Consider the following 23696-nt stretch of genomic DNA (forward strand, 5'->3'; position numbering starts at 1 on the left):
ATTGAATTAATTTAGTAAATATTCGAATCGATGGAAGAACTGTTGGAAACAGATAAAAACTGCCCTATACATCTACTAATAGACATATAGAGCAGTTTACTTGTTTATTGAAGTACATTTAGTACATTTTTAACAGAGTCAGCAGACTTATCAAGTTGTGCCTTTTCTTCTTTCGTTAAGTCTAACTCAATAATTTCTTCAATTCCTTCTCCGCCTAAGATAGTTGGAACGCCTAAATAGATATCTTGATATCCATATTCACCTTCAAGATATGCAATAGTAGGTAACACGCGGCGTTGATCTTTTAGAATTGCTTCAGCCATAACAGTTAAAGAAGCTGCAGGTGCATAATAGGCACTACCATTACCTAATAGATTAACAATTTCTCCTCCACCAGTACGAGTACGTTGGACAATTGCATCTAAACGTTCTTGAGGAATTAATTTTTCTAATGGAATTCCACCAGCATAAGAATAACGAATAAGTGGAACCATATCGTCTCCATGACCACCTAAAACAAAGCCAGTTACATCTTTGACAGAAAGATTAAGCTCCTCTGCTACAAATGTACGGAAACGTGCAGTATCTAAAATTCCAGATTGTCCAATCACACGCTCTTTTGGTAACCCAGACTCTTTAAATACTGTATATGTCATCGCATCCACTGGATTAGTTAATACAACAATTGTTGTATTTGGTGAGTAATGTACAATTTCTTTGGTAACGGATTTCATTATATTAGCATTCGTATTAACTAAATCATCACGACTCATTCCTGGCTTACGAGCGATTCCAGCCGTAATGATAACGAGATCAGAACCTTCTGTATCAGCATAATTAGATGTACCAGTAATTTTTGCATCAAACCCTTGAACAGGAGCTGCTTCTGCCATATCCAGAGCTTTACCTTTTGTAGGGTCTTCCATGTCAGGTATATCAACTAATACAACATCGCCTAATTCTTTTTGCGCCACCATTAAAGCAGTAGTTGCACCAGTGAAACCTGAACCAATTACTGATATTTTTTTACGTTTTAAACCCATCGAAAAATCTCCTTTATCGTAAAATCTAATTTCAAATGGAGGCGTAGGAATGAAGAAAGTATTCTAAGTGAATAGCTAGTTCTTATCCCTACAGCACATTCCATTTGATGCTTTACATATTTTTAATTAGTTCTTGTCCAAATTCAGAGCATTTAACCTCTTTTGCTCCATCCATTAGGCGTGCAAAGTCATACGTAACTACTTTTGAACCAATCGTCTTGTCCATTGATTTCGTAATTAAGTCTGCAGCTTCTCTCCAACCTAAGTGTTCTAACATAAGTACAGCGGATAGAATAACAGAAGATGGATTTACTTTATCTAATCCCGCATACTTAGGTGCAGTACCATGTGTCGCTTCAAAAATCGCATGTCCAGTATCATAATTGATGTTCGCTCCAGGTGCAATTCCAATTCCACCTACTTGTGCTGCAAGTGCATCAGAAATGTAGTCACCATTTAAATTCATCGTAGCTACAACATCAAACTCTTTCGGACGAGTAAGAACTTGTTGTAAGAAAATGTCAGCAATTGCATCTTTCACAAGAATTTTACCAGAAGCAAGTGCTTCGTCTTGTGCTTTATTAGCTGCATCCTTACCTTCTGCTTCTACAATACGATCGTACTCTGCCCAAGTAAATACTTTATCACCGTATTCTTGCTCAGCTACTTCATAACCCCAGTTTTTAAAAGCACCTTCTGTAAATTTCATGATGTTACCTTTATGTACTAAAGTAACATTTTTACGACCTTCATTAAGTGCATAGTCAATAGCTGAACGCACTAATCGTTTTGTACCTTCTTCAGATACTGGTTTTACACCAATTCCTGACGTTTCTGGGAAGCGAATATTTTTTACTCCCATTTCTTCTTTTAGGAAGTTAATTACTTTTTTCACTTCGTCAGAACCTTTTTGCCATTCTATTCCAGCATAAATATCCTCTGTATTTTCACGGAAAATAACCATATCTACTTCTTCTGGACGTTTAACTGGCGAAGGTACTCCTTCAAAGTAACGCACTGGTCGTAAACATGTAAATAAATCTAACTCTTGACGTAATGCTACATTAAGGGAACGAATACCTCCACCGATCGGTGTAGTTAAGGGACCTTTGATAGCAATTTTATATTCATTAATTTTATCAAGTGTATCTTTTGGCAACCATTCGCCAGTTTTGTCATATGCCTTTTGACCAGCATATACTTCCATCCACTCAATACTTTTCTTACCATCATACGCTTTATCAACCGCTGCTTCTATAACTTTTTGAGCAGAAGCCCAAATATCTGGACCAGTTCCGTCTCCTTCAATAAATGGAATGATTGGCGTATCAGGTACGTTCATTTTTCCGTTTTCTACTACGATTTTTTCAGCTTGTGTCATTTATAATACCTCCCAAATGTTATTCGCAATGTATCTTCTCTAGTTTATCTATATTAACCTCTTTGTTCAATAGAAACATAGTCACGTAATTCTGGACCTGTGTACTCTGCACGTGGACGAATTAAACGGTTATTTTCATATTGTTCTAGAATATGAGCAATCCATCCTGAAGTACGACTTACAGCAAATAATGGTGTGAATATATCATGATCAAGACCCAAGCTATGATATACTGATGCACTGTAAAAATCTACATTTGCAGGAAGCCCTTTATTTTCTTTAATATAATCTTCTATTTTAACTGACATATTATACCATTTTTCTTGTCCAGTTAATTTTGTAAGTTCTTTTGACATCTCTCGTAAAAATTTTGCACGAGGATCTCCTGTACGGTATACACGATGTCCCATACCCATGATTTTATCTTTATTTGCTAATTTTTCTTTTATATAAGGAATAGCATTTTCCTCTTCGCCAATTTCAGTTAGCATTTTCATGACATTTTCATTAGCACCACCGTGTAATGGACCTTTTAATGCTCCAATTGCTGCAGTGATCCCTGAATAAATATCCGATAATGTAGCCACACATACTCGAGCAGTAAAGGTGGATGCATTAAGTTCATGATCGGCATGAAGTACGAGCGCTTTATTAATTGCTTCTACTTCGATATCCTCTGGTTCTTTACCATTTAACATATATATAAAGTTTTCTGCGTAGCTAAGATCCTTTTTTGGTTTTACAGGTTCTTGACCTTTACGAATACGAGAAAAAGTGGTTACGATTGTTGCTATTTGTGCTTGAATACGAACCGCTTTTCGTTTGTTAGCTTGTTCATCCATAACATCTGCTTCATTATCATATAGTCCAAGCAATGATATTGCAGTACGTAATGCAGCCATTGGATGTACCGTATTCAAATCATAGGAACGCAAGTGATTAATAATTGCATCAGGTATATCCATATTTTCAGCCAGTTGAGACTTTAATTCATCCAATTCAGACTTATTCGGTAATTTTTGATTCCAAAGTAGATAAATAATCTCTTCAAAGCTTGAATTTTCAGCCAAATCATCAATTCTATACCCTACATAGGATAGTTGATCATCAATAATCGAACTAATCGATGACTGCGTAGCGACAATACCTTCTAACCCCTTTGTCGATGCTGTCAAAATAACCCTCTCCTTTTTAAAAATGATTCAAGCATTACTAAGAATGCGAATTATAAAATAAGACAATCACAAGCTATTTACTCTAATGTTATCACATTAGCAAAAGTTGTCAGTTTTAATCTACTAATCTGACAAAAAGAGCCTATTTTTGTCTACCCCAAGTCTCATTATAAAGGATTATTCGTTGATTGTGAAATGAAACCGTTTAATTTTTTAATATTTACTTAAATATACTAATTATGCCGACGTTATGTCGCTTTCTTTTCGATATAGCCATTGATGCTTAAAATTACTTCTTTTTTTGATTGTAGTTTCATAAACTAGTACAAGCTATTAGGCAAAACTTCTTTTAGTGAGGGTACTTTCCTTAATAAAAATAAGGGGATCAGATTCAGATATAGGCAGTTTATCTATCATTGTTCCTTTTCGATTGAAGAACGTATATTACTGCCTGTAACTTACGGGATAAAAAGTGAGGGAAATAACATGAGTACTGAGCTAATGCAAAGAATTTTTAGAGCTATTCTCGTCATTGGATTAACCATAACTGTTATAGTTGCTATATATTTTAGTTTCCCATTTATATATCCCATTCTTATTGCTTATATTCTTGCTTCTTTGTTTCAACCAATGGTTCGTGGGATTGAAAACAAACTAAACTTCCCTAAGATTCCAGCAATCATTATTACTGTTACGTGTTTTTTAACATTATTTACGGGTGCGTTATTTTTAGCGATTACTGAATTATACCAAGGTACGATTTTTCTCGCTGACAAGATTCCCACTCATTATCAACACTTTGTTTTATATTTAGAGAATATGTTCAATACTCATATTTTACCTATGTATGAAAAAGTACTTTCTTACATCGACTCATTAGATCAAGGGTATCAGGAGACCGTTAAAAACTATATCGCCACACTTAGTGATTTAATTGCATCTGGAGGAGCTTCGTTTTTACAAGTAACAATAAGTAATATTCCAATGTTTATTGCTGCAATTCCTAGTTCTGTAACAAACATTGTTTTTATACTTATTGCTGCTTGTATGATTAGTTATGAAATGGATCGTATTCACTCATTTTTTAAGGAAATATTTCCCGCTCGGATACAATCGATTCAAAATAAAATAGCCTCCCATTTTAAACTTGCAGTGGTTGGCTATTTTCGTGCGCAATTAATTCTAGTATTTACAACAGCATGTATTATACTTATCGGGTTACTAATCCTGCAAGTAGAGCATCCTCTTACAATTGTTTTGTTTGCTGCTATCGCAGACATAATCCCGTACGTAGGTACTGGAATTATCTTTATTCCTTGGATCATATTTAGCTTTATAACAGGTAATTATTCGTTAACGATTGGATTATCATTATTATATGGATTTGTAGTTATATTACGACAAATCCTCGAGCCAAAAGTATTATCTTCGTCTATTGGTATTCACCCATTAGTAATGCTTATCGGCATGTTCATAGGTTTAAAAGTACTAGGGTTTATTGGGATATTTTTATCACCAATATTACTTGTTTTATTTAAAGGATTGATAGAAACTGGTGTATTCCATCTTCTCTTTAAATATATTAAGGGATAATTACCATCTTCGATAAATAATAGTTCCCTTTCCCATCATACGGGTCATTAATCGTTTTAATTGATGCTTGATTAAATTCCTTGTTAAAGGCAATACAAGAATTAGTCCTACTGCATCCAAAATAAATCCAGGTAAAATGAGTAGTACAGCACCAACAAACAAAGCGATACTATCTATTAATTCTTCCCTAGGAGCATAACCTTGTTGCATTTGTAGTTGCGCTTTTCTAAATGTTTCTGCACCTTGTTGCCGAACAAAATAAAAACCAAATAGACCAGTTGCAATTATTAAACCTGCAACCCACCATGGACCTACTACATTGCCTAACCATATAAATACTCCTATTTCAAGAGCAGGAACAACAATTAACAATAACAATAAAAATCTTAATTGCATTTGTAATCATCCTTTCATTCTTATTTTATCATGGAAGATAACAAGAAAGAAATTTCGTGATAGCATTATCCTAAAATTACTAAATGGTTATTCCTATATTGAAATGAAAAAGGTTCCTAGCCTAAAATGGCAGGAACCTTAACTATTATTTTTAAATTACAATACACCTGCATGGCCAGCGTAGATATCTCCACGGTTACCATCTACAGTAATATCTTGTCCATCTTGAAGAATTTCAAATACATTGTCAACCCCAACAATTACTGGAATTCCAAGACTTAATCCGACAACAGCTGCATGAGAAGTTAATCCACCTTCTTCTGTAATAATAGCTGATGCTTTTTCAATTGCAGGCATCATTTCTTTTTCTGTTGCATAGGTTACTAAAATATCACCGTCTTGTACTTTTTCTAAAGCTTCTTTATTCGTTTTAGCAAATACGGCATGTCCATATGCACTTCTTCTTCCAATTCCTTGTCCTTTAGCAATCACATCACCAATCACATGAACTTTTAACAGGTTAGTTGTTCCACTCTCTCCAACAGGTACACCAGCCGTAATAATGACACGGCTTCCTCTACTGCAGATTCCTGTATTTAATCCTTTATCAACTGCAATTTCTAGCATTTCGTCAGTAGACGTCGCTGGTTTACCCAGAACAGCATGCACTCCCCAAACTAAGGATAGTTGACGATTTACTACTTCGTTAAAAGTAACTGCTAGAATGGAAGCTTTCGGACGGTATTTAGAAATCATTCTAGCTGTATGTCCGCTTTCTGTCGGTGTGATAATTGTATCAACATTTAAATTGGATGCTGTGTGCGTAACGGATTGACTAATTGCTTCTGTTATAGTCATATCGACATATTGTGAACGTTCTTCTAACATTTGTTTATGATCTAATGCAGATTCAGCTTTTAGTGCAATATTACTCATTGTTTGTACAGATTCTACTGGGTAGGTTCCCGCAGCAGTTTCTCCAGAAAGCATAATTGCATCTGTGCCATCAAAAATCGCATTAGCAACGTCTGATGCTTCTGCACGTGTAGGTCGTGGATTACGCTGCATCGAATCTAACATTTGTGTAGCAGTAATTACTGGCTTTCCAGCATTATTACATTGCTTAATTAATTTTTTCTGTACCAATGGTACATCTTCAGCTGGGATCTCCACTCCTAAATCACCACGAGCTACCATTAATCCATCACTTACCTCAAGAATACTATCGATATTATCGACACCTTCTTGGTTCTCAATTTTAGGGATGATTTTTATATACTGTGCCTGATGCTGATCTAGCACTTCTTTAATTTCTAAAATATCCGAAGCTCGACGCACAAAAGATGCAGCAATAAAATCAACACCCTGTTCAATTCCAAAGATAATATCATTGGTGTCTTTTTCTGTTATACCGGGTAGATTTACAGAAACATTAGGAACGTTAACACCTTTTTTATTCTTTATTTCCCCAGAGTTAAGTGCAATAGTTTCAATTTCACCTTTACTTTTATCAATAGATTTTACTTCTAATTCAATAAGTCCATCATCCAAAAGAATCTTTGAACCTTCATGTACATCATTGATTAGCCCTTGGTATGTAACAGAGAATTTCTCAGCAGTCCCCTCTACTTCATCCATAGCGATTGTTACAGGGTTGCCCTGCATAAGATCTGCTCTACCTTCTTTAAAGCTACCAGTACGAATCTCTGGTCCTTTAGTATCTAAAAGAATTGCTACTGTTTTATTTTTATTTTTAGCTGCTTTTCGGATATTTTCAATCCGTGCGCCATGCTCTGCATAATCTCCATGAGAAAAGTTGAGACGAGCTACGTTCATTCCTGCTTCAATAAGTTGCTCTAACTTTTCAATTGATTCTGATGCAGGACCAATTGTACATACGATTTTTGTGTTTCTCATTATATATCCTCCTTGATATTGCTGCATATTCCTTTAAAGTTGATTTTTAATCTATCAGACGCTTTTTATCTATATTGTTCTTTATAACCATGAAGAATGACTCACATACTTAGATTGATAATTCTTTCGAAAGTTTATACATTCCTTTATCGATTGTATGTTCAACATTGAACACTTCATCAAATGTATAATCCACTAATACGTTTTTTTGAATTCCAACCATTCTTCCACCTTGATTATCAATCAACAATTCAATAGCTCTGGCTCCCAATCTGCTTGCAAGAACACGATCTTGCCCTGTGGGTGATCCACCACGCTGAATATGACCTAAAACTGTAACTCTAGTCTCAAGTTCTGCAACTTCTTCAATTCGCTTACCGAATTCAAAGCCACTACCAACACCTTCAGCTAATAAGATGATACTATGTTTTTTGCCACGGTCATGTCCATTTTTTAAGCGTTGAACAATACTGGAGAAGTCTTCTTTTTCCTCCGGTATCAATATACTTTCTGCGCCAACAGCTAACCCAGCCCATAGTGCTAGGTCACCAGCATCTCTTCCCATTACTTCAATAATGTAAGTTCTTTCATGAGATGTAGCAGTATCTCGTACTTTATCGACAGCATCTATAATTGTATTTAATGATGTATCAAAACCAATTGTATAATCTGTACCTGCAATATCGTTATCAATCGTACCCGGTACACCTATACATGGAAAACCTTTCTCGGTTAATTTTTTTGCACCTTGGAAGCTTCCATCTCCTCCAATAACAACTAAACCATCTATATTATGCTTATTAAGTTGTTCAATAGCTCGAAATTGACCCTCATCTGTTTTAAATTCTTCACTTCTGGCAGAAAACAGTATTGTTCCACCTCGATGAATAATATCACCTACAGACCCTAAAGTCATTTTTTCAATATTGCCATCCATTAATCCTTGATAACCATTTTTAATACCGTAAACTTCTAGGTCATGATAAATCGCCTTACGAACAACCGCACGGATAGCAGCGTTCATACCAGGAGAATCACCGCCACTTGTTAATACTCCTATTCTTTTCATGAATTGTTCACCCCAATTAAATAATCATTAAATGCCAAAGTACTAACTATATATTTAAAGATAAAGAAAAAATCTTTAAATATCAATCATAAACCCCACAACCTACTAATTTTACAAAATTTCTCGCAAAAATAAAAGGCTGATATAAAAATTTTTATCAGCCTTTGTTTTATTAAGACATGAATGTCCCCATTTGTTTATATTTTTCCCATCTTTTATCTACTAACTCCTCTGATGAAAGCAACATTAATTCAACTAAAGATTGTTTTATTATATTATCAATTAGTTCTGCTTGAGAATCTACATCACGATGAGCTCCACCTCTTGGTTCGGAAATCACTTGATCTATGATGCCTAATTCCTTTAAGTCAGGCGCAGTAATTTTCATGGTTTCAGCTGCTTTTTTAGCTTGAGTCGAATCCTTCCATAAAATTGCTGCAGCACCTTCAGGTGAAATCACAGAGTATGTAGAGTTCTCTAACATATGAATATGATTTCCAACACCTAGACCAAGTGCACCCCCACTACCACCTTCACCAATAACAATACATATAATGGGAACTTGTAAACCTGCCATCTCCATCAAATTTTTGGCGATCGCTTCACTTTGCCCTCTTTCTTCAGCCGCTTTACCAGGATAAGCACCTTTAGTATCAATAAACGTGATAATTGGTCTATTAAACTTCTCTGCTTGTTGCATATGCCGTAATGCCTTACGATATCCCTCAGGATGTGGCATTCCAAAGTTCCTGCGGATATTTTCTTTAGTGTCCTTCCCGCGCTGATGTCCTATTACAGTGACTGGGGAATCTTTATAATATCCAATACCTGATATTATCGCTTCGTCTTCACCATAAAAACGGTCACCATGAAACTCAATAAAGTCAGTAAATATCCGTTCAATATAATCCATTGTTGTAGGACGATCAGGATGTCTAGCCATCTGAACTCTATTCCATGGTTTTAAATTCCCATAAATATCTTCTTCCAGTCTGGCTAGTCTTTCTTCTAAGGTTTCAATCTCTTTCGTTAAATCGATCTCACTATTTTCCGTAAACGATTTTAATTCAACTATTTTTTCTTTAAGATTTACAATTGGTTTCTCAAAATCAAGTATTGGAGTCATTTAAGTTGTCTCCCATCCATATGCATTTTAAGCAACTTGCCGAGTGTATCATTCATGTCCTGTCTATGGATTACTTTATCAACTTGTCCATGGTGTAGTTGAAACTCTGCAGTTTGAAAATCACTTGGTAACTTCTCGCGAATAGTTTGTTCAATAATCCTTCTACCTGCAAAACCAATTAATGCTCCAGGTTCTGCAAAATTATAATCTCCAATGGAAGCGAAACTTGCTGAAACACCACCAGTAGTCGGGTGTGTCATTACAGAGATCATCAACCCTCCACTGTCACGAAATCTTTTAACTGCAAAAGATGTTTTAGCCATCTGCATTAAACTTAAAACGCCTTCTTGCATTCGAGCACCACCAGAAGCAGTAAAAATTACAAATGGAATTGATTCTTCTCTTGCTGCTTCAATAGCTCTTGTAATTTTTTCGCCAATTGCAGACCCCATACTTCCCATTCGAAAGTGAGAATCCATCACTGCAAAGGCAATCTGAACGTTGTTTACCTTTCCTTTTCCCGTAACCACACCTTCAGAAAGAGACGTTTTTTCACGATCCTTTGCAATCTTACTTTCATATTCAGGAAAATCTAAAGGATTTGCTGATGTAATCTCTTTATCCCATTCCTCAAATGTTCCATTGTCAAATAAACTGTCGATTCGGTCCCATGCTGTCATAGGATGATGATAATCACAATTAGGGCATACTTGTAAAGCTTTTACCATTTCTTTACGGTAGTATATCTTTTTGCAGTTTGAACATTTCTGCATTAAACCCTCTGGCACATCCATCTTCGCTTTTTCACTTGGAATGGATGCATATTTTTTCCGCTTGCCGAAGAGATCTTTTAGCAAGTTTATTCCCCCTTTAAACACCTGGACATGCATATAAAATTACTATATAGATAATTAACTGAAAAAAGTATCGAAACTCGTCGAGTATCTATAAAAAATTAGTTCAACTTGTTTTTAAGAAGGATTTGTAAAAATGCATTCAATTGACTCATAGTCTTTATCACGAATAGATTTAATCAATCGAGGGTAGAATCCATCGATATAATACTGCTTTGGGACAGTAGATGAGAACTCTTCTAAGAGCATCCAAATTCGATCCATTAACAAATTATTCGTCCTTTTTAACAAAAAGGAAAAGAATTTATGATGTAAATCATCTGCTTCATACAATTGATCTATTTTCTCTAGTTCCTCTATATCTTTTTCAGTAAGATTTTCCACCGCAAGCTTAGTTGCTTCTTTTTCAATGATTTGTTTAGTCCAAGGTATTTCATGCTTTATATTATTTTGAGTCAAGATGAAAGAAGATAGAAGTTCAACTGTTTGAAAGGATTGATAAGAATTAAGAAATGTACCTTCTCCATGTCTTGTTTCTATTAACCCAATTAATTCTAATGCTCGTAAAGCTTCTCTTATGGAAGATCTTCCAGCATTAAGTTTATCTGAAAGCTCTCTTTCGGAAGGAAGCTTGTCCCCGGCATTTAAATGGTTTATCTCTATATAGCGCTGTAACTCTTTAATTACGCTTTGATAAACCTTTTGTTTATTTGTTACTGTCATGCGGGGATTCACTCCTTATTTTTCCTGCTGTGTTAATTTCCTTGTCTTTTCTGCTACTTCTTCAGGATCTACATTCATTCTAGCGACTCCAGTACTCATTGCTGCTTTTGCAACATGAGAAGCTACTAATGGTGCTACTCTTTCATCAAACGGTGACGGAATAACATAATCATCGTGTAATTCATCATCGGAAATAAGCGTAGCTATCCCTTCAGCGGCTGCTACTTTCATTTCTTCATTTATTCTAGTCGCTCTAACATCCAATGCTCCGCGGAAAATACCAGGAAAAGCTAGAACATTATTAACTTGATTGGCAAAATCAGATCGTCCTGTTCCAATCACTCTAGCTCCTGCTTCTTTCGCATCCTCTGGAAGGATTTCTGGATCTGGATTTGCCATTGCAAAAATTATCGCGTCATCATTCATGCTTCTTACCATATCTTTTGTTAAAGCACCGCCAACAGAAACACCAATAAATACATCTGCACCTTCTAGCACATCTGAAAGACTACCTTCAACCTTATTGGCGTTGGTATACTTAGCAACACTGTCTTTTACAGTATTCATACCGTATGGCCGTCCTTCATATATTGCACCTTTAGAGTCGCACATGATCATATCTCGTACACCGAAGCTTTGTAATAGACGAATAATTGCAATACCAGCTGCACCTGCTCCATTCGCTACAACTTTAATATCAGAGAATTTCTTTCCTACTAGTTTTAATGCATTAATTAATCCAGCTACTGTAACAATAGCTGTTCCATGTTGATCATCGTGAAAAATAGGAATATTTGTCTCACTCTTTAATCTATCTTCAATAATAAAACAGTTTGGTGCTGCAATATCTTCTAAATTTACTCCCCCGAAATTCGGTTCTAGTAATTTAACAGTTTGAACTATTTGCTCTACATCGTGTGTATCTACACAAATTGGAAAAGCATCTACTCCAGCAAAACCTTTAAATAATACTGCTTTCCCTTCCATAACCGGTAGTGCAGCTTCAGGTCCGATATTCCCTAATCCCAATACCGCTGATCCGTCACTCACTACCGCAACCATGTTACCTTTCATCGTATAGTCATATACTGTTTCTTTACGGTCATAAATTTCTTTACATGGTTCTGCTACACCAGGAGAATAAGCTAAACTTAAATCCTTTGCATCTTTTACGGGAACCTTTGTATTTATTTCTAATTTACCTTGCTTTACTTTATGTAAATGCAAAGCTTCATCTCTTAAGTTTGCCATAAGAGTACCTCTCCTTTTAAACTTCGTTATCGATAATACATATTTTAAAATAGCGATACCGCAAGTGGTCAGACCACTTGTGACCTCTATATATTATAACAAATGATATAACTGTGTAAAGTCATCACTATCATTTGACTGCCACATTCTCTTTACCAAAAAATCCTTCTAATTGTTTCTGAACTTTACGATCAACGCGTAAAGAATAATGTTCTGAAAGTCGATAAGACTGCTTTAAATCTCTGTCATAAACAATAATCGGTATCTCTCCCGGTTCTAATTCAGCTAGTTGTCTTAATTTTTCTATAACCTGAGTTCTCTTACTAGAATGTGTTCGTATAAAAACTTCACCGGAGGGCTCATGTCTTTCCAGTTCACTTTCTTGAAATGGGTGTCCTGATTGAATGACGATTTGTAGTCTTTGTTTTCTATCTTCTACCACCCCGGAAATTTGCAATAACATGCCTTCTTCCACTTTATTGCTAATTTGTCTAAATAAATCAGGGAATAATACAGCATCTATCTCAAGCTCTTCATCACTTATCGTTAAAAACGCCATTCTATCTCCGCGTTTAGTACGAATTACTTTCATCGCATCAACAATTACGACTGCATGTATGACCTTCCTCGTATTTACTAATTTCTTTGCATGAGACAAGGTGATATTCCCTGCACTTCGTAATTTTTTACGATATTCTTTAAGCGGGTGACTAGAGACATAGAATCCAAGGAGTTCTTTTTCATCACTCAATTTCTTTATCTTTGTAAAATCTTCTATTTCTGTATAACTTTCCACCATTTCTATTTGATCTTGAAATAAGCTTGGTTGATCTAGAAATTCTTTAAATAATTCCTTTTGTTCGATAGCTTGATCAATAGAAGCAAGTAAGCTGGCGCGATTTCTGTAAATCGAATCAAACACCCCTACGAGCACCAGATTTTCAATAATGGTTCTAGAGACTATCTTTAAATTGACCCGCATACAAAAATCAAAAAAGTTTTTAAAAGTACCATCTTTTCGAGCTTGAAGTATCTCTTGAATTGGTTGTATGCCAATACCTTTAATAGCACTAAGTCCCATACGAATATCTTTTCTTTCTACCGCATACTTTCCATAGCTTTTATTAATATCTGGTGGAAGTATATTGCCATTAAGTTTTTTAAATTCCTGAATATAAGTATTGATCTTCTCCTGTTGATTGCGAACTCCACTAATTAATTCAGCATAAAAAGCATTAGGGTAATGTGCCTTCATATAAGCTAATTGATACGAAATTTTACTATATGCCACAGCATGACTTCGCGGGAATCCATAATTTGCAAATCTTACTATCCAACTAAAGATTTCATCTGCAACTTCTTTTTTATACCCTCTATTTATACAACCATCAATGAATGCTTGCTTTTGTTTATACATGTCTGATTCTTTCTTTTTACTAACAGCACGGCGAAGTATATCTGCTTCACCCAATGTAAACCCAGCAATCACGTTGGCAATTTGCATTATCTGTTCTTGATATATAAGCACTCCGTAAGTCTTACTAAGAATGGGCTTTAAATCAGGATGCGGATAGCTAACAGGTTCTACATTCTTCTTTCTTCTAATGTAGGTGGGGATAAAATCCATTGGACCGGGACGATATAAAGCATTTACTGCAACAATATCTTCAAAAGTAGAAGGCATTAATTCTTGTAATACTTTCTTCATCCCATCAGATTCTAATTGAAAAACCCCATTCGTATGACCTTTTCTCAATAATTGAAAAGTAGCTTCATCTTGCTCTGGAATTTCTGCTAGTTGCAATGAACGATGCCTACTATTCGTAATAGCAGTATTCACTTTTTCAATTAAGGATAGATTACGAAGTCCTAAAAAGTCCATTTTCAGTAACCCTATTGTTTCTAGTTCACCCATTGCATATTGTGTTAAATATGTTTGATTGGTTCCAATTGTTAACGGAACATGGTTGGTTAATTTCTTTTCACTTATAACTACCCCTGCTGCGTGCGTGGAAACGTTCCTTGGAATTCCTTCTAATTTTACCGCTATGGAAAACAACAACTTTAATCTAGAAGATTGCTTTACATACGCTTTTAATTCTTCTTTTTCTTTTAGTATATCTGTAAGCGACCGATTTGATTGAGTTGGAATCTCCTTCATTACATAGTTCATATCCATTTCATGAACATCTAATGTTTTCATTAATTCTCTTAATACGGATCTTGCAGCAAATGTACCAAAAGTTATAATTTGTGCAACATGATCTTGTCCATATTTCTCTCTAACATAATCAATCACTTCATCCCTGCGAACATCTGAAAAGTCAACGTCTATATCTGGCATAGATAAGCGTTCTGGATTCAAGAATCGCTCAAATAATAGGTTATACTCTAAAGGGTCTACTTCGGTTATCCCCAATAGATAGGCAACTATAGAACCTGCAGATGAACCACGACCTGGTCCTACTGCAATTTGATTATCCTTAGCATACTGAATAAAATCAGCAACAATTAAAAAATAATCACTATAATTCATTGATTGTATAACTTCTAATTCATAGTTTAATCGATTCATAATCTGATCATTACGTTCTTTGTAGCGTTCTTCTATCTTGCTAATACAAAGTTGTTGTAAATAACTATCTGCAGTTAGTGAATTCGGCACAGGAAAAGATGGGATGTACCGTTCATTCATATTAATTTCTAAATTGCATTTATCTTTAATTCTTTCGGTATTAGCTAACGCTTCTGGTGCAATATATTGAAATAAATCTTCCATCTCTTTTTCTGTAGTAAAATGAAGCTGTTTATTCTTTGAATTGATTTCAGTCCCGTCCCACTTTTCTCCATATCGGATTGCTTGAAGACAGTCATAAGCGATATGATCATTCTCATGAAGATAACGAACCTCTTGTATACTTGTTAAAGGTATCGAAAGCGACTGTAACGACTGAATGACTTCCAAACTATGTCGATCTACCCCAATATAAAAATCGTCATCAGAAAAAAGATTACTCCAAGAAGAAAAATAAGTCCCTAATTCCTCTGTAAAAACTTTCTCCATACCTGTGGTAACAGGCAAAATACCTACAATATCATCCGTGTAGTTATCTAATAACGATTTTTCAACTTCTTCATTTCCATTTATATTTATGTTTGTACTTAATGAAATTAAATTCTGGTAGCCGTTATTATTTTTTGCCAATAAAACACATGGAACTGTCTCATTTAACTGTTCGTCCTTCACCATTACTGTAAGACCAATAATCGGCTTAATCCCATTATCTATACATGCCTTGTAAAAAGAAATTGCCCCGTAGAGTACTCCGATATCCGTTAGAGCTAAAGCCTCTTGTCTTTCTTGTTTTGCCTTATCTATCAATTTTGGGATAGTAATGGTACTTTCCATTAAACTATATCCCGATTTTATATATAAATGTGTAAATGACATAAAATCCCGCCTTTTGATCTAAACAAGTTAATTATAACAAGCAATGAACGAACATGTATACGGTTTTAATCGGATCCCGCATAACTTGTACAATATCTCATATATATGTATAAGGATACACCGCATAAGGAGTGTATGTATATGGAAGAACGTTTTTTCGCTGCCTTTATTCATTGTTTTTTTATCGCACTAGGAGTAATTATTGGAGGATCTATTATAGGTAGTATTGGTGAATTTGCTACTGGGGATGCCGCTCTAACTTCCATTAGCAGGATTGCTGACCGATTACGTATTTGGGCGATAGTAGCTGCAATAGGAGGTACATTTGACGCTATTGCAAATTTTGAAAAGGGACTGTTAGATGGAACACCATTAGATCTTTTCAAACAAATTTTATTAATTTTATCAGCAATGGGCGGTGTAAAGTTAGGAATAATAATTATTAATTGGTTTGCACAAGGAGATATACCCTAATGCATATTCCACCTTACCACAAAAAACCAACTTGGAGATTGTTTTTCGTAGGTGTATTCTTCGGTTCGATTATAGGATACCTAGTTATTATTTATATGTATGGATCTATGTATGAAGACTTATTAAAAGAAAACATAGAATTAACGAGTGAAGTCAATGAATTAAAGAAACAGAACAACGCATTACTTGAAGATAAAGAAGAAAGAGATGAAGAATCTCAGCAACCATTAACCGTATCAAGTATTGAAATCATCTTTCAAGAACCAGAACGACTAAAAATGGATTTACTTATTCAAGACCAATTAAAGGCTTTGATTAGACAGGAAATTGACCATTTAATTGGTGAAGAATTAGCTACCTTATCTAAAGCAGACCAACTATTGTATTCTACTATTGAACATAAAGGTTTTGAATTAGAGGATCTTACCTATCGTTTCTCTGTAAAGAAAATTGTGATCGATTCAGAATTAGAAATTGTTTTATACCCCGAATCTGTACAATAATGAATCTTATGTGACAGTTCCACCCATTTATAGTAAATTAACTTAGTATCGGATATACTTAAACTATAAAGATACTTAAATGAAGGGAGTTTTAATTATGTTACCCATCCATTTAAGAAGAATTCGGGATAAAAAAATACAACTTCTTCGTCAGGGTTTTAGCGCTTATGCAGAAACTAAAGAATTGATCCGCTTAATGGAAAATTCCATAAAAAAAGAGAATATAACTGTACAATATGATTATGATCATGCTGGGTGCTGGTTTGTTCCGATTAGTAGTTCTGATCAAAAATCGAGTTAAACTCATTATATTGAATGAGGCTGAGACAAAACAAAAAGATTTAATCAAAAGACGTTTCTATAGCAGGTTTCAAAAGTAAAACATGCGGAATATCTTTGGATTAAATACTTTTGTCTCAGCCTCTTCTCTATTTATATTTCGTATTCTTCACATACTTTTTCAAGCTCAGCTTCTAATGCTTTTGCTTCCTCCCAACTGTATACAGTAGCACCAGATGCTAATGGGTGACCACCCCCATTAAATTGTGAAGCTACTTCATTTACCACAGGACCTTTAGAACGTAATCGTGTACGTATTTGATCAGATTCCTCAATAAAGAATACCCATGCTTTAATACCTTTCACATCTCCTACTACTTGAACAAGCTGACTAGATTCATCCACACTAACGTCATATCTTTCTAGTAGTTCAGCGGTTAATTTAATCGTACATAACCCGGATGAGGACAGCTCAAAATTTTGCAATATGTGGCCACTCAGTCTAGAAATTTTATCTTCTACGCTATACAATTCGTTATACAACTCTGACCGATCAAAATTAAAAGCAACCAACTCCGCAACTAATTGAAACGTTTTTTTCGTCGTGCTTGGGAATTTAAATCTTCCTGTATCCCCTACAATCCCCACGTATAAGAGACGTGCAGCATTATTATTTAGTTTTAGACCTTCTTTTTCACCATATGTTGCTAAATCAACAATCATTTCACTAACAGAACTGGCATTCGTATCCACCCATTGAATATCTCCATATGTATCTGTTTCTGGATGGTGATCAATCTTAATTATCTTCCCGCCCATCGTGTATCGCTGATCATCTATACGAGGTTGGTTAGCGGTATCACAAACTATAACTAAACTATCTTTGTAAATCTCCTCACGAATAACATCCATTTCATCTAAAAACTTTAAAGATGGTTCAGTTTCACCTACAATGTAAACTTCTTTCTTAGGAAAAGAATTCTTTATCAGATGCTTTAACCCTGCTTGAGATCCAATTGCATCTGGGTCTGGGCGTACATGCCGATGAATAATTATCCGATTATATTGTTTGATTGCTTCAATAATATGTTGTCTTGTCAATCTACTTCCTCCTATATACTATCTAATTTACTCTAGCTATCCTATTGGAAAAACGTTACAATGTTAACGGTATAGATTATTCATATTATAGCATGAGCTAGGAGCGATTAAAAAAATGGTTATATTTCCAATTCTTATTGTACTTTCTGCAGTTCTCTATATTTACTATAAGGTAGCTATTATTCGTGAAAAAGATCCTCTTACACAAAAATATTTTAATGGTAAAGCAAGAATTTGTTTAGGTATATTTCTATCCACATTCGCAATTAATCAATATTTAAACTACCTAACGCAGATAAGCCTTTTTATTGGAATTCTTTTGCTTATTGTCGGGTTACCTCAGATCTTAAGAGGGATCGGTGAAACTAGACATTACCGGAGCGAATGGCGACGACTTAACCCAAATGAATAAAAAGCACACGTTTAGTAACTAGTGAACGCGTACTTTTAGGGAGTTTGACATTGATCGAACTTCCTTTTTTTATGGATAAAAGTCATCATGTTTATCTTGCAAAACAAAAACCGACTGATAATCTAATTAAAATCCGATTACAGTCGTTTTGTTTATAATTATTACTATAAAAATATAGTGTAAGTTACTTTATCTATTGATTAGTTGCGCCATTATTAAGCCTTTGCCTACCATTTGATCTATGTTATACACTTCGACATCAATCTTTGCATAGAGCCTTCCTACATCAATAATCTTCGGCTTAATCGTTAATTCACTTTCAATCTGAACTGGTTTACTAAAGTAAACGGTTATATTCTCTATGGATATATCTGCTTTCTTAACTTTTAAGAGCATTCTACTGCAAGCTTCTGCTATAAGAGAAGTAAATACTCCATTTGATAAGGTACCTAACTGATTTGTCATTTGGGGAATTATTCTCGTCGTGAACGTCAATTCATCTTCCTCTTTAACAATCAAATTACTTGATACAATATCATCAATTGTTTCTCCAACTTGTGGTTGACGCTGAATTTGTTGCATAGCTTTTAAAACATCCTGACGAGAAACTACACCTTTTAATTGTTGAGATTGACCGACTACTGGTACTAATTCTATGCCTTCCCAAACCATCATATGTCCTACAGAAGCTAGAGATGTCTTTTCTTGAACCACTTGCGGCTTTCTACTCATAACTCGGTCAATTCGATGCTCCATCGTTTTCCCAACGATATCTTTCGATGATACCATACCAACTACACGTAATTTATCATCAAGAACTGGGAATCGAGTATGTGAAGATTTTTCATTTAATTGGTACCATTGTTCAATACGGTCATTTGTAGTTAAATAATAAGCTTTTTCAAATGGCGTAGATATATCCCCAACGAATACTATCTCTTTTTTAATTAATTGATCGTATATAGCACGATTAATCATTGCAGCTACAGTAAACGTATCGTAGCTAGTGGAAATAATAGGGAGTTCTTTTTCATCTGCAAGTTTTTTTATATAATCTTCCGTATCGAATCCACCAGTTATTAATACAGCTGCTCCTTCATGCAAAGCTTGTTCATGTGCTTTTATTCTATTACCAACAATCAATAAAGAATTCGGCTGTGTATAGCGCATCATTGCATCAAGCTGCATAGCTCCAATTACAAATTTACTTAGTGTTTTATATAATCCATCTCTACCACCTAAGACTTGTCCATCAATGATATTAACTACTTCAGCAAATGTAAGTTGTTCGAAATTTTCTTTATTCTTCCGTTCTATTCGAATCGTTCCTACGCGCTCAATGGTACTAACTAAACCTTGGTTCTCCGCCTCTTTAATCGCCCGATACGCAGTACCGTCACTTACATGAAGATCCTTTGCAATCTGGCGAACAGATATTTTATTTCCCACAGGCAAATTGATAATATGTTGAATGATCTGCTCATGTTTTGTAGACATGGTCATTCACCTTCTTTCAACTGTACTATATCGTTATCTTGTTTATTATTATACAGTTGAAAATACGGAAACTCAATTATTTCCAAGTTTTCTCTTTAGAATTTCCTTCTGTTCCATTACAGGAGGATGTGTAATTTGTAAAAGTGTGGAAAGATTAGCTCCAATAAAAAGGAATAAGAAAGCTAGCCAACATCCCCAAAAAATATATTCGAGTTGTGTCGTTGCTTCAGGTATTAATGGCCAAGCAATATATAAGAAAAAAACGGCTAAAAGTAATCGAAGTAGAGCATATTGTCGCAATAGATATCCCTCCTTTTATTCATACTATTCTATGAACAAAAGGTAATTTTCATAACCAATTATTACAATCTACCACATAGAAACGCCGATGACATCCATAAATTTAGTGGGAATAAATTGATTTCCATATACATAAATCGGAGAACGAATGTTTTCTCTTATTTCTGTATAGACTTCAGATAGATAATCGACATCACCACTTAGAATAACTTGACCAAAGGCAATTGTTTCTTGATTAAAAAGCATCTCGGTATAATACTTTTTAAAAAGTCCAGGTAAATAAGTTTTATCTTCCATATCCCAATGTTTTGTATAGACAGCCTGTCCTAAGTAATAGGTAGTCATAGTTAATCCATCTTTATTCCAATATACTACCAATACATCACTTGGTATATAAGATACTCTCTCTTGATATAACCGATACACAGCTTGTGGTGCAACATCCGCTCTTATCGCATGAACTTTCGATTGGTTTAGTAACGCTGTATATGATTGTATATGATGAAGATAATAGGAATAGACTAATAGGCTTGATGTATCTCTTTGTTTTCCATAACTGGGGTTATCTCTAGACCATTGATTCACAATTAATAAACTTTCTCGATCTTTCACTTTTGATTTATAAAGCTGATAGAGGTGTGCTAATTTACTTGGTAGTGTAAAAGCCAATTTTCTTCCTTCCCAATTATTCCGCTGCACTAAATCTGTAATAATTAGTTTAAATTCTTGTTCATCTTTAATAATTCCCTTTTCAATAATACCCAAAGGGATTTCAACTTCCCCAACATGATCTCCAACACTTTTTAAATTATTTCGCCTTTCCGCATACCGAATAAGCCGATTAGTAATAACGAAACTAATATCCCCTTTTCTCCCCACAACGCCACCCTCAATTCTAGTAAAATTTTGGTAATTAATAGTTCTTATAACCTATATTACCATCTTTTATGTACTGTCAAAAGACTTAAACTAAAATTTATTAGGTATAATTACTTATTATTTTTCCAAAAAAAGCATATTTTTCAGCCTATCAACATATAAAAATAGCCGTAGGAACCTATAATTTAATTCCTACGGCTTACTGAACTTATAGATTGTATCTCTACAAATCGATAACTTCCCCTATATTCATTGCATAACCTTTTCCAGTTTTAATTTGATTAGCCCAGGCTTTCGCATCTTGTTCTATTACTGGAAATGTATTGTAGTGAACTGGAACCGATATATTTGCATTGATCCAATCAGCTGCATATACCGCATCTTCCGGCCCCATCGTAAAGTTATCCCCGATAGGAATAAATGCAATATCAATATCATGCATTTCTCCATACATTTTTAAATCGGTAAATAACGCAGTGTCTCCTACATGATAAATTGTTTTTCCATCAATAGTAAGGAGAATTCCCGCAGGCATTCCACCATATATAACAGACCCATCTTCAGCTACATAGGAAGATCCGTGGAATGCTTGAGTAAGTTTTACTGTTCCAAAATCAAATTTTCTTGAACCACCAATATGCATTGGGTGTGCATTCAAACCTTGTGCACTAAGGTAGTTAGCTAATTCATTCGGCGCAACAATAAATGCATCATTATTTTTAGCAATTTCAAATGTGTCTCCTACATGATCATTATGTGCATGTGTTAATAATATTACATCGGTTTCTAACGTACTTGCATTTAAATCACAAGCGTCATTTCCATTAATAAACGGATCAATAACAATCTTATGAGTTTCTGTTTCAACTTGTACTACTGAGTGACCATGATAAGATACTTTCATTATTATCTCTCCTTCTTATTTGGATAATTATCATATCTATTTTAACAATTATTCTCTACTATTACTTCTTCCCTGTTCAATTACTTTTTTAAACATCTATATAGAAATTCAATTTAGATAGGATACATTGTTTCTCTATTCCTAAAAATAGTGAATTACTTCGTCATCTTTTAAAAAATTCTAATATCCTGTTATAATATCAAAATACGGAAAGAGGAGGTAATTAAATGCAAGAGCGTTTAGAAAATTTTTTAAATAAGTTAAAGGAACAAACTATAGATAGCGCATTCATAACATCAAAAGCCAATGTCTATTATTTGAGTAATTATTATACTGAACCACATGAAAGAATTGTAGGAATCTATCTATCAGAAAACTTTGACCCTATTTTCTTATTACCAAAAATGGAAGAAAGCGATGCTAGGAATGCTGGATGGAAGTATACTATCTTAAGTTATTATGATCACGAAAATCCTTGGGAGATACTTAAAGATTACTTGAACAAACAAAATCATCAACCACAGTCGGTTGCATTAGAACAAGATCATATAACAATGGATCGTTACCAAGCGATCCAAAACACATTACCAGAAGCTCAATTTCAAGACGCCAAAGAGATACTTGCACAGTTACGTGTGATTAAATCAGATAAAGAGCTTTCTTTATTAAAAACAGCTGCAGAACTTGCAGATTTCGGTATTCAAACTGGTGTAGAAACGATTCAAGAAGGCATATCTGAATTAGACCTAGTAGCTACGATCGAATATTCTTTAAAAAAACAAGGGATTAGAGAAATGTCATTTCAAACAATGGCTTTATCCGGCGCGAAAACAGCTTCACCACATGGACATCCATCCACTTCTAAATTAGAGAAAAACGGATTCGTTCTTTTTGATTTAGGCGTTATTTATCAAGGATATTGCTCGGATATAACGAGAACTGTCGCTTTTGGAAACTTAACGGAAGAACAAAAAAATGTTTATGAAACCGTATTAAACGCAGAAGAAGCAGCAATCGAAAAATCAGTGGTTGGAACCTCCGTTGGTGTCATAGATCAAACAGCAAGAAAAGTAATTAATGATGCTGGTTATGGCGAATACTTCACCCATCGTATTGGCCACGGATTAGGTATCGAAACACATGAATATCCGTCCATGCACGGAGAAAATAATTTACCTTTACAAAGTGGCATGACATTTACAATTGAGCCTGGTATTTATGTACCTAATGTTGGTGGAGTACGAATTGAGGATATGATTCATATGACTGAAGAAGGACCAAAAACATTAACTAAATATCCGAAAAACCTACAAATAGTGAATTAAACAGTTACGTTAAAAAACCGGCCTCGCGAAAATGCAAGGTCGG

Annotated in this window: 22 protein-coding genes; 6 read left to right on the plus strand and 16 right to left on the minus strand. The window is 34.8% G+C overall.

All coding sequences use genetic code 11. The features are described from left to right. Positions 1-104: 104 nt before the first annotated feature. The 3 genes from mdh to citZ all read right to left on the minus strand — a co-directional run bounded on the left by mdh (position 105) and on the right by citZ (position 3599). Complete coding sequence (mdh, locus tag OB_RS11140) at positions 105-1043, minus strand: malate dehydrogenase (protein ID WP_011066560.1); 939 nt, start codon at positions 1041-1043, stop codon at positions 105-107. Positions 1044-1155: 112 nt separating this feature from the next. Beyond that, the gene (gene icd / locus OB_RS11145; protein ID WP_011066561.1) at positions 1156-2424 is read right to left on the minus strand and encodes an NADP-dependent isocitrate dehydrogenase; all 1269 of its coding nucleotides are present in this window, start codon (positions 2422-2424) and stop codon (positions 1156-1158) included. Positions 2425-2477: 53 nt separating this feature from the next. Beyond that, positions 2478-3599 carry a citrate synthase gene (citZ, locus tag OB_RS11150; RefSeq protein WP_011066562.1) on the minus strand — a complete coding sequence of 374 codons (1122 nt, stop codon included), beginning with the start codon at positions 3597-3599 and terminating at the stop codon, positions 2478-2480. 501 nt (positions 3600-4100) lie between these two features. Here citZ and ytvI point away from each other — a divergent pair. Further along, positions 4101-5192, plus strand: coding sequence for a sporulation integral membrane protein YtvI (ytvI, locus tag OB_RS11155; protein WP_231846941.1), 1092 nt, complete (start codon positions 4101-4103; stop codon positions 5190-5192). On the opposite strand, the gene OB_RS11160 is transcribed toward ytvI, so the two are convergent. The 8 genes from OB_RS11160 to dnaE form a co-directional block, all read right to left on the minus strand. Then, positions 5193-5588 (minus strand): FxsA family protein, encoded by a 396-nt coding sequence (locus OB_RS11160; protein WP_011066564.1) that lies wholly within the window; start codon positions 5586-5588, stop codon positions 5193-5195. It abuts the gene before it with no gap. Between the two features lie 156 nt (positions 5589-5744). Further along, positions 5745-7505: a pyruvate kinase gene (pyk, locus tag OB_RS11165; protein WP_011066565.1), complete on the minus strand. Its 1761-nt coding sequence runs from the start codon at positions 7503-7505 to the stop codon at positions 5745-5747. 109 nt (positions 7506-7614) lie between these two features. Continuing rightward, on the minus strand, positions 7615-8574 hold the full coding sequence (pfkA, locus tag OB_RS11170; RefSeq protein WP_011066566.1) for a 6-phosphofructokinase: 960 nt from the start codon (positions 8572-8574) through the stop codon (positions 7615-7617). A 172-nt stretch (positions 8575-8746) separates the two neighbouring features. Next, positions 8747-9700 (minus strand): acetyl-CoA carboxylase carboxyl transferase subunit alpha, encoded by a 954-nt coding sequence (gene accA, locus OB_RS11175; protein ID WP_011066567.1) that lies wholly within the window; start codon positions 9698-9700, stop codon positions 8747-8749. Next, a complete protein-coding gene (gene accD / locus OB_RS11180; RefSeq protein ID WP_011066568.1) occupies positions 9697-10557 on the minus strand; it encodes an acetyl-CoA carboxylase, carboxyltransferase subunit beta in 861 nt (286 codons plus the stop codon). Before accD ends, accA begins: the two co-directional genes overlap by 4 nt. Positions 10558-10671: 114 nt before the next feature. Beyond that, positions 10672-11277: a FadR/GntR family transcriptional regulator gene (locus tag OB_RS11185; protein WP_011066569.1), complete on the minus strand. Its 606-nt coding sequence runs from the start codon at positions 11275-11277 to the stop codon at positions 10672-10674. A 15-nt stretch (positions 11278-11292) separates the two neighbouring features. Next, the gene (locus OB_RS11190; protein WP_011066570.1) at positions 11293-12528 is read right to left on the minus strand and encodes an NAD(P)-dependent malic enzyme; all 1236 of its coding nucleotides are present in this window, start codon (positions 12526-12528) and stop codon (positions 11293-11295) included. 130 nt (positions 12529-12658) lie between these two features. Then, positions 12659-15979, minus strand: coding sequence for a DNA polymerase III subunit alpha (gene dnaE, locus OB_RS11195; protein ID WP_011066571.1), 3321 nt, complete (start codon positions 15977-15979; stop codon positions 12659-12661). Between the two features lie 141 nt (positions 15980-16120). Between dnaE and OB_RS11200 the strand changes: the two genes are divergently transcribed. From OB_RS11200 to OB_RS11210, 3 genes are all read left to right on the plus strand, one after another. Then, positions 16121-16453, plus strand: coding sequence for a YtrH family sporulation protein (locus OB_RS11200; RefSeq protein WP_011066572.1), 333 nt, complete (start codon positions 16121-16123; stop codon positions 16451-16453). After that, positions 16453-16956, plus strand: coding sequence for a sporulation membrane protein YtrI (ytrI, locus tag OB_RS11205; RefSeq protein WP_011066573.1), 504 nt, complete (start codon positions 16453-16455; stop codon positions 16954-16956). Before OB_RS11200 ends, ytrI begins: the two co-directional genes overlap by 1 nt. 97 nt (positions 16957-17053) lie before the next feature. Further along, entirely contained in the window at positions 17054-17257 is a 204-nt protein-coding gene (locus OB_RS11210) for a hypothetical protein (RefSeq protein WP_011066574.1), read from the plus strand. 131 nt (positions 17258-17388) lie between these two features. Here the strand turns inward: OB_RS11210 and OB_RS11215 are convergent, their stop codons facing one another. After that, positions 17389-18336 carry a DHH family phosphoesterase gene (locus OB_RS11215; RefSeq protein WP_011066575.1) on the minus strand — a complete coding sequence of 316 codons (948 nt, stop codon included), beginning with the start codon at positions 18334-18336 and terminating at the stop codon, positions 17389-17391. Positions 18337-18451: 115 nt separating this feature from the next. Between OB_RS11215 and OB_RS11220 the strand changes: the two genes are divergently transcribed. Further along, positions 18452-18748 (plus strand): YtpI family protein, encoded by a 297-nt coding sequence (locus tag OB_RS11220; RefSeq protein ID WP_011066576.1) that lies wholly within the window; start codon positions 18452-18454, stop codon positions 18746-18748. Between the two features lie 189 nt (positions 18749-18937). Here the strand turns inward: OB_RS11220 and OB_RS11225 are convergent, their stop codons facing one another. The 4 genes from OB_RS11225 to OB_RS11240 all read right to left on the minus strand — a co-directional run bounded on the left by OB_RS11225 (position 18938) and on the right by OB_RS11240 (position 22328). Then, on the minus strand, positions 18938-20245 hold the full coding sequence (locus OB_RS11225) for a DRTGG domain-containing protein (protein ID WP_011066577.1): 1308 nt from the start codon (positions 20243-20245) through the stop codon (positions 18938-18940). Positions 20246-20317: 72 nt separating this feature from the next. After that, positions 20318-20545, minus strand: a complete 228-nt coding sequence (locus OB_RS11230) for a hypothetical protein (protein ID WP_011066578.1) — start codon at positions 20543-20545, stop codon at positions 20318-20320. A 69-nt stretch (positions 20546-20614) separates the two neighbouring features. Continuing rightward, entirely contained in the window at positions 20615-21424 is an 810-nt protein-coding gene (locus OB_RS11235; protein ID WP_011066579.1) for a hypothetical protein, read from the minus strand. A 223-nt stretch (positions 21425-21647) separates the two neighbouring features. Next, entirely contained in the window at positions 21648-22328 is a 681-nt protein-coding gene (locus OB_RS11240) for a metal-dependent hydrolase (protein ID WP_011066580.1), read from the minus strand. Between the two features lie 227 nt (positions 22329-22555). On the opposite strand from OB_RS11240, the gene OB_RS11245 reads away from it, so the two are divergent. Further along, complete coding sequence (locus OB_RS11245) at positions 22556-23653, plus strand: M24 family metallopeptidase (protein ID WP_011066581.1); 1098 nt, start codon at positions 22556-22558, stop codon at positions 23651-23653. Positions 23654-23696: the final 43 nt, after the last annotated feature.

It is taken from the genome of Oceanobacillus iheyensis HTE831, from assembly GCF_000011245.1.
Classification (GTDB): domain Bacteria; phylum Bacillota; class Bacilli; order Bacillales; family Amphibacillaceae; genus Oceanobacillus; species Oceanobacillus iheyensis.

Coding starts and splice junctions, on each gene's coding strand:
- mdh (WP_011066560.1), bottom strand. CDS start 1,043: ATGGGTTTAAAACGTAAAAAAATATCAGTAATTGGTTCAGGTTTCACT.
- icd (WP_011066561.1), bottom strand. CDS start 2,424: ATGACACAAGCTGAAAAAATCGTAGTAGAAAACGGAAAAATGAACGTA.
- ytvI (WP_231846941.1), top strand. CDS start 4,101: ATGCAAAGAATTTTTAGAGCTATTCTCGTCATTGGATTAACCATAACT.
- OB_RS11160 (WP_011066564.1), bottom strand. CDS start 5,588: ATGCAATTAAGATTTTTATTGTTATTGTTAATTGTTGTTCCTGCTCTT.
- pyk (WP_011066565.1), bottom strand. CDS start 7,505: ATGAGAAACACAAAAATCGTATGTACAATTGGTCCTGCATCAGAATCA.
- pfkA (WP_011066566.1), bottom strand. CDS start 8,574: ATGAAAAGAATAGGAGTATTAACAAGTGGCGGTGATTCTCCTGGTATG.
- accA (WP_011066567.1), bottom strand. CDS start 9,700: ATGACTCCAATACTTGATTTTGAGAAACCAATTGTAAATCTTAAAGAA.
- OB_RS11185 (WP_011066569.1), bottom strand. CDS start 11,277: ATGACAGTAACAAATAAACAAAAGGTTTATCAAAGCGTAATTAAAGAG.
- OB_RS11190 (WP_011066570.1), bottom strand. CDS start 12,528: ATGGCAAACTTAAGAGATGAAGCTTTGCATTTACATAAAGTAAAGCAA.
- dnaE (WP_011066571.1), bottom strand. CDS start 15,979: ATGTCATTTACACATTTATATATAAAATCGGGATATAGTTTAATGGAA.
- OB_RS11200 (WP_011066572.1), top strand. CDS start 16,121: ATGGAAGAACGTTTTTTCGCTGCCTTTATTCATTGTTTTTTTATCGCA.
- ytrI (WP_011066573.1), top strand. CDS start 16,453: ATGCATATTCCACCTTACCACAAAAAACCAACTTGGAGATTGTTTTTC.
- OB_RS11210 (WP_011066574.1), top strand. CDS start 17,054: ATGTTACCCATCCATTTAAGAAGAATTCGGGATAAAAAAATACAACTT.
- OB_RS11220 (WP_011066576.1), top strand. CDS start 18,452: ATGGTTATATTTCCAATTCTTATTGTACTTTCTGCAGTTCTCTATATT.
- OB_RS11225 (WP_011066577.1), bottom strand. CDS start 20,245: ATGTCTACAAAACATGAGCAGATCATTCAACATATTATCAATTTGCCT.
- OB_RS11240 (WP_011066580.1), bottom strand. CDS start 22,328: ATGAAAGTATCTTATCATGGTCACTCAGTAGTACAAGTTGAAACAGAA.
- OB_RS11245 (WP_011066581.1), top strand. CDS start 22,556: ATGCAAGAGCGTTTAGAAAATTTTTTAAATAAGTTAAAGGAACAAACT.